Raw genomic sequence first — 12859 nt, forward strand, 5'->3', positions numbered from 1 at the left:
GACATCGCGATTTCAGGGGAGGGTGGCCGGTCTGGCAGAATGGACCACCGTCCTCCTGGACAAGTGTCAGCCCGTCTCCGGTTACGTACCGCGCGGCGGTCACACACTCCAAGCGCAAAACCGGGCTCGCAGACCGTGCGGGTCGCTGAATTGTGCCGTGACCAACCACTGAAAGGCAGATCAGCACATGGCTGTTCGCATCAAGCTCACCCGCCTCGGCAAGATCCGCAACCCGCAGTACCGCGTGGTCATCGCCGACGCCCGCACCCGTCGTGACGGCCGCGCCATCGAGAACGTCGGCAAGTACCACCCGAAGGAAGAGCCGTCGCTGATCGAGATCAACTCCGAGCGCGTGCAGTACTGGCTGGGTGTCGGCGCGCAGCCGACCGAGGCCGTGCAGCGCCTGCTGGAGATCACCGGCGACTGGCAGAAGTTCAAGGGCCTGCCGGGCGCCGAGGGCACCCTGAAGGTGAAGGCTCCGAAGCCGTCCAAGCTGGACCTGTTCAACGCCGCGCTCGCCGCCGCCGATAACGAGCCGGTCGCCGAGGCCGTCACCCCCAAGAAGAAGGCCGCCAAGAAGGACGAGGCCGCCGAGACCGAGGCTGCCGAGTAATGTCCGCTGTCGTGGCCGATGCCGTGGAACACCTGGTCCGTGGCATTGTCGCCAATCCGGATGACGTCCGGGTCGAGCTGATCACCGGCCGCCGCGGACGCACCGTCGAGGTGCACGTCAATCCCGAGGACCTGGGCAAGGTGATCGGTCGCGGCGGTCGTACCGCGACCGCGCTGCGCACCCTCGTTGCCGGTATCGGCGGCCGGGGCATCCGGGTCGACGTGGTCGATACCGACGCCTAGATGGAACTCGTCGTAGGCCGGGTCGCCAAATCGCACGGTGTGCGCGGCGAACTGGTCGTCGAGGTACGCACCGATGATCCCGACGCGCGCTTCGCACCCGGTGTGCGGCTGCGCGGTCGGGCGGCGCGGTCCAACGAAGTCCGTGAGTTCACCGTGGAGTCGGCCCGAGAGCATTCGGGCCGACTTCTCGTGCAGCTGGTCGGGGTCTCCGATCGCACCGCCGCCGATGCGCTGCGCGGCACGCTATTCGTCGTGGACAGCGCGGATCTGCCGCCGTCGGAGGATCCGGACGAGTATTACGACCACGAGTTGGAGGGCCTGACCGTCCAGCTCACCGATGGCACCGTCGTCGGCGAGGTCACCGAGGTACTGCATTCGGCCGCTGGTGAACTGCTTTCGGTCCGTGCCGCGGATGACGGCCGGGAGATTCTGATTCCGTTCGTCACGGCCATCGTGCCGACCGTCTCGCTGGCCGATCACCTCGTCGTCATCGATCCGCCCGAAGGCCTGCTCGATCCCGAGTAGCGGCGTGTGCCCACGTCGATGGGTGCGATCAATAGGTATCTCCCGCCAGAAGCAGGGGGCAGCATGAAACTCGATGTCGTCACGATCTTTCCGGAGTATCTGGAGCCGCTGCGAACGGCGTTGCTGGGCAAGGCGATCGACAAGGGGCTGATCTCGCTCGACGTGCACGATCTGCGTCGCTGGACCCATGACGTGCACAAATCCGTGGACGACTCGCCATACGGCGGCGGGCCGGGCATGGTCATGAAGCCGACCGTCTGGGGCGACGCCCTCGACGAGGTATGCCCCGATGACGCGCTGCTCGTGGTGCCCACGCCCGCCGGTGTGCCCTTTACCCAGGCCACCGCCCAACGCTGGGCGAGCGAGGAGCACCTCGTATTTGCCTGCGGCCGTTACGAAGGCATCGATCAACGCGTCTTCGACGATGCCGCCCGTCGGGTTCGCGTCGAGGAGGTCAGCATCGGCGACTATGTCCTCATCGGCGGCGAGGCCGCGGTCCTGGTCATGGCCGAGGCGGTGGTCCGCCTGCTCCCCGGCGTGCTCGGCAATCAGCAATCCCACCAAGAGGATTCGTTCTCCGATGGACTGCTCGAAGGTCCTAGCTACACCCGCCCGGTCTCCTGGCGCGGTCTGGATGTTCCGCCGATCCTGCTGTCCGGAGATCACGCCAAGGTCGCCGCATGGCGACGTGAACAGTCGCTGGCTCGGACCCGCGAACGGCGTCCGGATCTGCTCGCCGACCAGGACGACGGCTGAGCTTCGCCGCGGCGCTCATCTGCGTGTCGCACCCGAATGAACAGATATCAACCCGTCGATGAATATATCGTTAACTAACGGTACATTGACTGACGGGTAGGTGACTGTGCGGACAGCAGCTGGGCTCGGGACGGTGCGTCGAGTGATGGCCTCAACTCTCATCGGTGGCGCGATGCTGGTCGTATCTGATCTTGGTACGCCAGAACTCGTCGTAGTCGGAGCGGCCGCGGATCGAGATACGCATGATCGGGACTCCGGTCGCGAGGGGCAGCGCGCCCTCAGCAGCAACCATGGGCAGTACAAAGGACGCGACGAGCGTCCCTGCCAGTACACCCCCGAAGGGGTTTGCACCGGCGGACGTTGACCACATCGCATTGCGGCCGCCACGCCGTCGGGATGATGGCGAAGGTGCCGTTCTTGCTGGGGATCAGTGCGCCCCACGGTGCCGACTTCAGCAGGGTGCTCTGGAAATCGACGGGCATCGAGCCGAATCGCCCTGCCAACCGACCAACAGCCCACGGCCCTTGTCAAGCATCGAGATGTGCTTGCTGTCGGGCCGCAGGCTGGGCCGTTGCCACCCACTTCTGTTTGCCGGAAGGTGGGTCAATACCGGTCAATCGGCCATCGGTGATCGTTGCCCTGGTGCCGACCGCGTCATGCGGCCCGATATCCAACGGCTTGATTCCCGACAGGTTCACCGCCGGAGTGCCCGACGAGGTCGGCCCTTGGTGTTCCGGCGTATCGGACCCGCATGCACCGAAGCCGCCATCGGCCCGGCCGCGAGCCCGCCACGCAACCGCGCGATAAGCGGTGCACGCGTGCCGATGTCAATCGATATCCACCCCGAGAATTTCACGCCGTGATCATTGCGTGCGCCGAAAGCGGTCCGTCAGGGCAGCAAACCGTGGCGGCGGGCGGTGACCACGGCCTCGTGGCGCGAGTGCGCGTCGAGTTTGGTCATCGCGTTGCGCAGGTAGCTCTTGACGGTCTCGGTGCCGAGGGAAAGGCGTTGGGCGGCTTCCTGATTGGTGCAGCCGAGGGCGATCTGGGAGAGCACATCCAATTCGCGGCGGGATAGGCGTGGGGCGTCCGGCGGTGGGTCGCCGACCAGGACCCGGGTGAGGCGTTCGCAGATCGAGTGCAGGCGTTCGCGGAGCTGTTCATCCGCGGCCGAGCGCGCCGCGCCGCGGAGTTCGGCGCTGATATCGCGGAGTTCTTCGGCGATGGCGGGTGCGGTATCGGGCGCGGGGGGCGTCATCTCCAACAGGCGCAGGCGGCGGTCGACCTCGTCGCGAATGGTGATCTCGGTGGCCAGGCGGCGGCTGGCCTCGACAACCAGATCAGCGGTGCGGTCGCCGAGCGGTGTGCCGCCGCGGTTGGCGGCGTAGAGCACCGCGCGCGAGCGATTGTCGACCACTACGGGGACCGCGACGACCGATCGGATGCGTTCACCGAAGACCGGGCCGTCGTAGTGGTGGGTGATCGAGGAGGCATTGCGGTAGTCGGCGACCGAGGCCGGGCGACGCATATCCATGACCCGGCCGCCGAGTCCGGAGGTGCGCAGCACAGTGAGTCCGCGCAGACCGTTGGTAAGGGTGCCGACGAATTCGGTGAGCAGCAATGCGTCATCGTGCACCTCGCCGCCGAATACCACCGGCACGCCCGCCTTGGTCGCCACCCAGCGGATCTCGGAGCGCAGCGCGTCGCCGTCGCGCGGGCGCAGCAGGGCGCTGGTGTGGGTCAAAAGACTCACCCCTTTTCGGGGGTAGTGCCGGACGTGATGTGACCCACATCCTATTGGACATCGGGGTGGCCTGGATCACCGATGAGGAGAGGCGAGATGACTGCGGACCTGAGCGCGCGCGTGCGCGAGTTACTGGAGACCTACGACGGACCCGACGCCAGCGCGGCGGATCTGCTGTGCGACCGGCATCCCGCCGACCGGGTCGCGTTCACCATCGTCGACCCCGATCTGACCGCAACGGACCTCACCTACGGTGAGCTGCGCGAACGCTCCCAGCGTTTTGCCGCCGCCCTCGCTGACCTCGGCATTGAACCGGGTGACCGCGTCGCCACACTGATGTCGAAGTCCGCGGATCTGGTGGTGGCGCTGCTCGGCATCTGGCGCCGCGGCGCGGTGCACGTCCCGCTGTTCACCGCGTTCGCCCCGCCTGCCATCGCCTTCCGCCTCGAGGCCAGCCGTGCCTCGCTCGTCATCGCGGACGCGGATCAGGCGAGCAAACTCGTCCCCGGTGAGGACATCCCGGCCGAGCCGACGTGGCGGGTCATCATCGCGGGGGATGGTCGGACGACCGGTCGCACATCAGCGACCGGCGCAGCCAAGGACTCGGCCGAAATGCCGATAGCGAGTTCGGCTGCCGAGAGTGCCACTGCGACAGTCCCGGGGCATATCGCCGAGGAGCAGACGCCTATTGCGGGCCGCGCCGGCGAGGTACGGGCGGCGACACCGCTGAGGTTCGCGGATTTGCTCGCGCAGCATTCCGCTGACGACCCGCGAGCCGCTGCCGCAACCGTCGGTGGCGATGGGCTGCTGGTTCAGCTGTTCACCAGCGGCACAACGGGCACCCCGAAGGGCGTGCCGATTCCGGTGCGTGCGCTCGCGGCATTTCATGCGTACCAGGAGTTCTCGCTCGACGTCCGCGCCGACGACGTCTACTGGAACGCCGCCGACCCGGGTTGGGCGTACGGCCTGTACTGGGCGATCCTGAGCCCGCTGGCCTCCGGTATCCGCAGTCTGCTGCTGCACGCCGCATTTTCCGCACCGCTGACCTGGCAGGTACTCGAACGGTTCGGCGTCACCAATTTCACCGCCGCGCCGACGGTCTACCGCGCCTTGCGCGCCGATGGCGCCGCTGCCCCATCCGGTCTCCGGCTGCGGCGGGCCTCATCGGCGGGCGAACCACTGACCCCGGATGTGGTGACCTGGTCGATCGATACCCTCGGCGGCGCGGTTCGCGACCACTACGGGCAGACCGAACACGGCATGCTCATCTGCAATTCCTGGCACGATGCGCTGCGGGTGGACGCGCCAGCGGGCTCGATGGGGCGCACGATGCCGGGTTGGCATTGTGCGGTGCTCGCCGACGTTGCCGATGTCGAAGCGCCGATCGGCGAGTTGGGCCGGGTCGCCATCGATACCGAACGCAGCCCCCTGCTGTGGTTCCTCGGCTATCTCGACGCTCCGGAACGCACCGCGCAGCGCTACACCGCCGACGGCCGCTGGTATCTGACCGGTGATGCCGGATCACAGGATGCGGATGGCTTCTTCCACTTCTCGGCCCGCGACGACGATGTCATCATCATGGCCGGATACCGCATCGGCCCGTTCGAGGTCGAGAGCGTGTTGGTACTGGACGAGCGGGTGGTCGAGGCCGCCGTGGTCGGCATGCCCGACGAACTGCGCGGCGAGGTGCTGGAGGCCTTCGTGGTGCTGCGCAACGGATTCGAGGGCAACGCCGAACTCGAGGCCGAATTGCAGGCCCTGGTGAAACGAAAATTCGCCGCGCACGCCTATCCACGCAAGGTGCATTTCGTGGACGCACTGCCCAAGACGCCCAGTGGCAAGGTGCAGCGGTTCATCCTGCGGCAGCAGGGGGTTCGGTGATGTCCGCTCTCCCGAGTTACGCCTCCGGCACCGCGGAAGCTCCGCTGCTCGGCGACACTATCGGCGACGACTTCGATCGCATGGCCGCCGCCTATGCGGACCGGGAAGCGCTGGTGGACTGTCCAACCGGTCGTCGCTGGACCTATCGCGAACTCGCGGCTGCGATCGACGCACTCGCGACCGGGCTTTCGGCGCGTGGCATCGGCAAGGGCGACCGTGTGGGCATCTGGGCGCCGAATTGCGCGGAGTGGTTCCTCACCCAGTACGCCACCGCGAAACTCGGTGCGATCCTGGTCAATATCAACCCCGCCTACCGCACCAGCGAACTGGAATATGTACTGCGCCAGGCCGGAGTGCGTCTGCTGATCGCCGCGCCGGAGTTCAAGATCTCGAACTATGTTGCCATGATCGAGCAGGTTCGCCCGGCATGTCCGGGTCTGGAGCAGGTGCTGGTGTTCGGCACTCCCGAATGGGATGCGGTGGCGCGGACCGATATTGATGCCGAGCGACTTGCGGCGATCGCCGCGACCCTGTCCATGGACGACCCCATCAATATCCAATACACCTCCGGCACAACAGGCTTCCCCAAGGGGGCGACGCTCAGTCACCACAACATCCTCAACAACGGCTACTTCGTCGGCGAACTCTGCGGCTACACCGAACAGGACCGGATCTGTGTGCCGGTGCCGTTCTATCACTGCTTCGGGATGGTCATGGGCAATCTGGCCAGCACCAGTCATGGTGCGGCCGTGGTGATTCCGGCACCCTCGTTCGATCCGGTCGTGACCTTGGACGCGGTCGCGGCGGAGCGGTGCTCCTCGCTCTACGGTGTGCCGACCATGTTCATCGCGATGCTCACGGAACTGGATTCGGGCACCGATGTCGACCTGTCCAGTCTGCGCACCGGCATCATGGCCGGATCACCCTGCCCGGTCGAGGTCATGAAGCGCGTGATCGATCGCATGGGGATGAGCGAGGTGTGCATCTGTTACGGCATGACCGAAACCTCCCCGGTTTCGACACAGACCCGCCGCGATGACAGCATCGACCGCCGCACCGCGACCGTCGGCCGGGTCGGACCGCATCTGGAGGTCAAAATCATCGACCCCGCAACAGGTTTGACGGTGCCGCGCGGTGTGCCCGGCGAACTGTGCACCCGCGGCTATTCGGTGATGCTCGGCTACTGGTCCGAACCGGAGAAGACCGCCGAGGCCATCGACGCCGCCCGCTGGATGCATACCGGCGATATCGGCATCATGGACGACGACGGATACCTGGCGATTACCGGCCGGATCAAGGACATGGTGATCCGCGGCGGCGAGAATATCTACCCGCGCGAGATCGAGGAATTCCTCTACACCCATCCGGACATCCTCGACGCTCAGGTGGTCGGCGTCCCCGACCCGAAATACGGCGAAGAGCTGATGGTCTGGATCCGAATGAAGGACGGCACAACACCATTGGACGCCGACGCGGTCCGCGCGTTCTGCACCGGCAAGCTCGCGCACTTCAAGATCCCGCGCTATGTGCACGTCGTGGAGGAGTTCCCGATGACTGTCACGGGCAAGATCCGTAAGGCTGAAATGCGTGAGCTGGCTGCGGCAATGCTCGCCTCTTCGGACGCGCGCACACCGAGCGACCGCTGATTTCGCGCGTACCTGGGTGACTCGCCGGGGACATCCAAAACTCCGCCAACTGCTCGACTGTCGGCCTGCGACCACACTGTTCGAGCACCTCACGACCGGCAAAAGGCCCGGGGAGGCGCGAGCTGTCCAGGGCCATACCGGACCTGCCCGACCGACGGTGACACCGCGCAATTCGGGCATGCCCGTACCGGTTTACCTGGGCGTGGGCCGTTTGTCGGGTGACAACGGTAGTGTCTCGGGCGTGACGACAGCGCCCGAGATCGCCAGTTCAGCGACGAACACCGACACGACCGCCGCCGCACCGGCCGCGACCAGAGCGCTGGCCAGCGTGGGCCAGCGCATCGCCGAGGAGCTCGGCGTGCGCGAGAGTCAGGTTCGCGCCGCCGTCGAGCTGCTGGATGCTGGTTCGACCGTGCCCTTCATCGCGCGATATCGAAAAGAGGTCACCGGCGGCCTCGATGATGCCCAGCTCCGTCAGCTCGACGAGCGCCTGAGCTATCTGCGCGAACTCGACGAGCGCCGCGGCGCGATCATCGAATCCATCAAGGGCCAGGGCAAACTCGATAACGCACTGCTCGGGCAGTTGATGATGGCCGAGACCAAGGCCCGTCTCGAGGACATCTACCTGCCGTACAAGCCGAAGCGGCGCACCAAGGCGCAGATCGCCCGCGAGGCCGGTCACGAGCCGGTCGCCGACGCGCTGATCGGCGATCCGACCACCGATCCGGCGCAGTACACCGCCGAGCAGCTCGACGGCGCCCGTGCCATCCTGGTCGAGCGTTTCGCCGAGGACGCCGACCTGGTCGGCGAACTGCGCGAGCTGATGTGGAACCGCGGTCAGGTCAGCTCGAGCGTGCGCGCGGGCAAGGAGGAGGCGGGCGCGAAGTTCGCCGACTACTTCGAGTTCAGCGAGCCGTTCAGCAAGCTGCCCTCGCACCGGATCCTCGCGCTGCTGCGCGGCGAGAAGGAAGAGATTCTGCAACTGCAGCTCGAACCGGATACCGAGGCCGCCTCCGCTGGTCGCTCCGCAGGCTCCGCTCCTGGCGAGCCCGGTGAGCGGTCGGTCTACGAGGGCCGAATCGCGGTGAAGTTCGATATCGCCGATCGCGGCCGGGCCGCCGACAACTGGCTGCTGGACACGGTGCGTTGGGCATGGCGCACGAAACTTCAAGTGAGCCTTGGCATCGATACCCGCATGCGGCTGCGTCAGGCGGCCGAGAAGGACGCCGTCGATGTGTTCGCCGCGAACCTGCGCGATCTGCTGCTCGCCGCACCCGCGGGCACCCGCGCCACCATGGGGCTGGATCCGGGTTACCGCACCGGCGTGAAGGTCGCGGTCGTCGATGCGACCGGCAAGGCCGTCGCCACCGAGGTCATCTACCCGCACAAGCCGCAGGGACAGACCGAGAAGTCCCTTGCCGTACTCGGTGCGCTGGTGGCCCGGTTCGGCGTCGAGCTCATCGCCATCGGCAATGGCACTGCCTCGCGCGAGACCGATGCCCTTGCCGTCGAACTGATCTCGCGTATTCCGGAGAACAAGCCGACAAAGATCGTGGTGTCCGAGGCGGGCGCGTCGGTGTACTCCGCATCGGCCTACGCCTCGCAGGAACTACCCGATATGGATGTCTCGCTGCGCGGCGCGGTATCGATCGCGCGCCGCCTGCAGGACCCGCTGGCCGAGCTGGTGAAGATCGACCCGAAGTCCATCGGCGTCGGCCAGTACCAGCACGACGTCTCCGAAACGCTGCTGGCCCGCTCGCTCGGCGCGGTGGTCGAGGATGCGGTGAACGCGGTCGGTGTCGACGTCAACACCGCGTCGGTGCCGCTGCTGTCGCGAGTATCCGGGATCGCCAACTCGATCGCCGAAAGCATTGTGGCGCACCGTGATCAGCACGGTCCGTTCCGCAGCCGCACCGCGTTGCTGAATGTGCCACGCCTGGGCCCGAAGGCCTTCGAACAGTGCGCGGGCTTCCTGCGCATCCGCGGCGGCGACGATCCGCTCGACACCTCCGCCGTGCACCCCGAGGCCTATCCGGTGGTGCGGCGCATTCTGGAGTCGACCGGACGCGGCATGTCGGAGCTGATCGGCAATACCGGGACATTGCGCGCGCTGAAGCCCGCCGATTTCACCGACGAGAAGTTCGGTATCCCCACCGTCACCGACATCATCACCGAACTCGAGAAGCCGGGTCGCGACCCCCGTCCGGAGTTCAAGACCGCCGAATTCGCGGCGGGCGTAGAGAAGGTCGCCGACCTCGAGCCGGGCATGGTGCTCGAGGGTGTGGTCACCAATGTGGCCGCATTCGGTGCCTTCGTCGATATCGGCGTGCACCAGGACGGACTTGTGCACGTCTCGGCCATGTCGCACAACTTCGTCAAGGATCCGCGCGAGGTCGTGAAGTCCGGCGATGTCGTCAAGGTGAAGGTGCTCGAGGTCGATGTCGCACGTCAGCGCATCGGGCTGTCGCTGCGGCTGGACGACGAACCGGGTGCCGTCAAGGCCGAGGGCGGCCGTGGCCGTGGCCAGGGTGCTCGGGGCGGACCCGATCGCGGCGGGCAGCGGCAGAATGGACAGGGTAAGCAGCAGGGCCAGGGGCGCCAGCAGAATCAGGGCCGCAACCAGGGCAACCAGCGTCGTAACACGCCCGCGCCGAGCGGTTCGATGGCGGATGCACTGCGGCGGGCCGGTTTCGGACAGTAGGGCGATACGGGCGGAGGTTGTAGGCGGCCATGCGACGGTGGCTCGAAGATGATGTGATCGCGCATGGTCGTCTGCCGTTGGCGTGCTTCCTGCTCGGATTTATCGTCGGGTTCCTGCTGATCCGGCTCAGCGTCCGGTTGATCCGTAAGCAGGTCCGCTGGTGGCCCGGAAATCTGCGCTCCGGCGGCGTGCACATCCATCACATGGTGTTCGGGGTCATCCTCGTGCTGTTGTCCGGCATCGGGTTGGTCACGACCTACCAGAGCGCCGATACGCTCACCGCGAGCCTGCTCGCCGCCGCCTTCGGTGTCGGTGCGGCCCTCACCCTCGACGAATTCGCGCTGATCTTCTATCTGCGCGATGTGTACTGGGAGGAACAGGGCCGCACCTCGGTCGACGCGGTCTTCGTCGCGCTCGCCGTGACGGGACTGCTACTGCTCGGCTTCCATCCGCTGTGGTTATTGGATGTCAATGACTTCCGCCGCGACCCCAGCATGGAGGTCCGGATCTCCATCGTCGTCTTCGCGGTGGTGAACCTCGGGCTCGCGGCCATCGTCATCGCGAAAGGCAAGATCTGGACCGGCCTGTTCGGCATGTACTTCCTACCCCTACTCGTCGTAGGCGCGCTACGCCTGAGCAGGCCGGGCGCACCATGGGCCCGCTGGCGCTACCCCGGTAAGCGACGGCTGATGTACCGCGCCATCGTCCGCGAACGCCGATACCGCCGCCCAGTAATCCGCGCGAAAATTTTCGTCCAAGACCTGGTCGCCGGAAAACCCGACGTGGTCCACGTCCGCGAGGCCGCCGAAGCCGAATTGGCCCGCACCGTAGTCCCCGCCCCACCCGCCCCCGCCCACTGGCACCTCCCCATGGCCGACCACTCCCACCACAACTGACCCCCCAGGCTCTCGCGTTCACGAGAATGCGCTGGTGCAGGGTGCTCCCGGCGTTTGCCTGCACCAGCGCATTCTCACGGGATGAGCTGGGGTGGGAGAGGAGGTCGCGCCTCGAGTCGGTCGGCCAGTTCGTGTCCACAAAGGTCTCCTCGATGTTGCTCGAAGAGTTGACGGAACGAATGCCGCGAGCATGACAGCGGAGTTCCCGCGCGCCGAGGAATGGGCCTACGCGGGACTGACCTTCGTCTATGGCGGCGCGGCCGCCTCCCATATCGCGGTCGGTGACGAGCCGAAGGCATGGCTCGGACCGCCGGGTTTCGCTGGCTCGCCCTCGCCTCCTGGGGCCTGCGGCCGGGCGCAGCGCAGCCGCTCGGAGTGCTGCGCTGCCGGGCGGCCGCGTGAGCGAGGCGGCGGCGGTGCACCGCGCGGTGACCCGTTGAGCGGGGCTTTTCCCGCGGGAGGACCGGGGCGATTTTTCCAGTGCCCCGTCGATCTGGCACAATGCACAGGTTGCCCTGGGTGCTTTCGGCCCATGGAGCACCCCTTATTCGGAGCATGAACCGGTCGAGTACGTGAGTGCCGCCAGGGTCCTCTGCTCGCGCGAACATCAGAAGGATGAAATGAACACCCTTGACTTCGTCGACGAAAAGTCGCTGCGCAGCGACGTCCCCGACTTCCGGCCGGGTGACACGCTCAACGTGCATGTGAAGGTCATCGAAGGCTCGAAGGAGCGCATCCAGGTCTTCAAGGGCGTCGTGATCCGGCGCCAGGGCGGTGGCATCCGCGAAACCTTCACCGTCCGCAAGGTGTCGTTCGGTGTCGGCGTGGAGCGCACCTTCCCGGTGCACAGCCCGAACATCGACCACATCGATGTCGTGACCCGCGGTGATGTCCGCCGGGCCAAGCTGTACTACCTGCGCGATCTGCGCGGCAAGGCTGCCAAGATCAAGGAAAAGCGCTGACCTTGTAGCACAACGCAGCTCGGCACGATAGTTCTTCAGTAGCCCGGCACCGGACGTGAGTCATGGTGCCGGGCTAATCTGTTCGGCGTGGCAGACGAAAGTGGGTCGATGACTGTGTCCGGTTCGGACGACGAGGGTGCGGGCCGTCGCTCGCGACGCGCGAAGCGCAAGCAACGCCCTTTCTGGCAGGAACTGCCGGTCCTCATTGTCATCGCTGCGGTGATCGCGGCCTTGATGGTCAGTTTCGTCGGGCGCCCGTATGTCATTCCGTCCCAGTCGATGGAACAGACTCTGCTCATCGGCGACCGTATCTACGTGGAGAAGCCGAGCTACTACTGGGGCAATCCCGAGCCCGGTGATGTCGTGGTGTTCGTCGGTCCGCCGTCGTGGAATACCCGCTACCAGTCCATCCGGTCGAGCAATGTCGTCGTGCGCGGCGTGCAGAACTTCTTTTCCTTCTTCGGGCTCGTGCCGCCGGATGAGAACGATCTGGTGAAGCGGGTGATCGCCGTCGGCGGCCAGACCGTGCAGTGCTGTGACGCACAGGGCCGGGTCCTGGTGGACGGCAAGCCCTTGGACGAGCCGTATGTCAAGAACGACTACCCGTGGTATCCCGGGCAGCAGAATGCGACCTACCCTGCGGGCCGGGTGTTCGGCCCGGTGAAGGTGCCCGAGGGCAACCTGTGGGTGATGGGCGATAACCGCAATCAGTCCGCCGACTCGCGCGCCCACGTCAGCGACAATCTGCAGGGCACCGTCCCGATCGACAATGTTCGCGGTAAGACCGTCTTCAAGATCTGGCCGCCCACCCGCATCGGCCCGGTGAAAGCGCAGGATCCCCAGACGAACTGATCGGTGCGGGCCGCAGGATAATTAGACGGTGGGGCAGGGTC

At 66.2% G+C, this 12859-nt stretch carries 11 protein-coding genes and 1 pseudogene; 11 read left to right on the plus strand and 1 reads right to left on the minus strand.

Going from position 1 to position 12859, the window contains the following annotated elements:
* The first annotated feature begins 187 nt into the window (after positions 1-187).
* The 4 genes from rpsP (at position 188) to trmD (ending at position 2136) form a co-directional block, all read left to right on the plus strand.
* A complete protein-coding gene (rpsP, locus tag ABZ293_RS05315) occupies positions 188-613 on the plus strand; it encodes a 30S ribosomal protein S16 (protein WP_355177470.1) in 426 nt (141 codons plus the stop codon).
* On the plus strand, positions 613-855 hold the full coding sequence (locus ABZ293_RS05320) for an RNA-binding protein (RefSeq protein WP_327101130.1): 243 nt from the start codon (positions 613-615) through the stop codon (positions 853-855). Before rpsP ends, ABZ293_RS05320 begins: the two co-directional genes overlap by 1 nt.
* The gene (gene rimM / locus ABZ293_RS05325) at positions 856-1380 is read left to right on the plus strand and encodes a ribosome maturation factor RimM (protein WP_355177472.1); all 525 of its coding nucleotides are present in this window, start codon (positions 856-858) and stop codon (positions 1378-1380) included.
* Between the two features lie 63 nt (positions 1381-1443).
* A complete protein-coding gene (gene trmD, locus ABZ293_RS05330) occupies positions 1444-2136 on the plus strand; it encodes a tRNA (guanosine(37)-N1)-methyltransferase TrmD (RefSeq protein WP_355177474.1) in 693 nt (230 codons plus the stop codon).
* 889 nt (positions 2137-3025) lie between these two features.
* Here the strand turns inward: trmD and ABZ293_RS05335 are convergent.
* Positions 3026-3880, minus strand: coding sequence for a LuxR C-terminal-related transcriptional regulator (locus ABZ293_RS05335; RefSeq protein ID WP_355177476.1), 855 nt, complete (start codon positions 3878-3880; stop codon positions 3026-3028).
* Positions 3881-3976: 96 nt separating this feature from the next.
* Here ABZ293_RS05335 and ABZ293_RS05340 point away from each other — a divergent pair, with 96 nt between their 5' ends.
* The 7 genes and pseudogenes from ABZ293_RS05340 to lepB all read left to right on the plus strand — a co-directional run bounded on the left by ABZ293_RS05340 (position 3977) and on the right by lepB (position 12818).
* Complete coding sequence (locus tag ABZ293_RS05340; RefSeq protein WP_355177478.1) at positions 3977-5761, plus strand: AMP-binding protein; 1785 nt, start codon at positions 3977-3979, stop codon at positions 5759-5761.
* Positions 5761-7407 carry an AMP-binding protein gene (locus ABZ293_RS05345; RefSeq protein ID WP_355177480.1) on the plus strand — a complete coding sequence of 549 codons (1647 nt, stop codon included), beginning with the start codon at positions 5761-5763 and terminating at the stop codon, positions 7405-7407. Before ABZ293_RS05340 ends, ABZ293_RS05345 begins: the two co-directional genes overlap by 1 nt.
* A 319-nt stretch (positions 7408-7726) precedes the next feature.
* Positions 7727-10108 (plus strand): Tex family protein, encoded by a 2382-nt coding sequence (locus tag ABZ293_RS05350; RefSeq protein WP_355177865.1) that lies wholly within the window; start codon positions 7727-7729, stop codon positions 10106-10108.
* Between the two features lie 29 nt (positions 10109-10137).
* Positions 10138-11004, plus strand: coding sequence for a hypothetical protein (locus ABZ293_RS05355; RefSeq protein WP_354957032.1), 867 nt, complete (start codon positions 10138-10140; stop codon positions 11002-11004).
* Positions 11005-11194: 190 nt separating this feature from the next.
* A pseudogene (locus tag ABZ293_RS05360) lies at positions 11195-11263 on the plus strand (DoxX family protein); the annotation flags it as partial.
* A gap of 361 nt (positions 11264-11624) precedes the next feature.
* Entirely contained in the window at positions 11625-11966 is a 342-nt protein-coding gene (gene rplS / locus ABZ293_RS05365; RefSeq protein ID WP_011210681.1) for a 50S ribosomal protein L19, read from the plus strand.
* 108 nt (positions 11967-12074) lie between these two features.
* Positions 12075-12818, plus strand: coding sequence for a signal peptidase I (gene lepB, locus ABZ293_RS05370; protein WP_354957031.1), 744 nt, complete (start codon positions 12075-12077; stop codon positions 12816-12818).
* Positions 12819-12859: the final 41 nt, after the last annotated feature.

The sequence above is a fragment of the Nocardia sp. NPDC005998 genome (assembly GCF_040614395.1).
In the GTDB taxonomy this organism is placed as follows: domain Bacteria; phylum Actinomycetota; class Actinomycetes; order Mycobacteriales; family Mycobacteriaceae; genus Nocardia.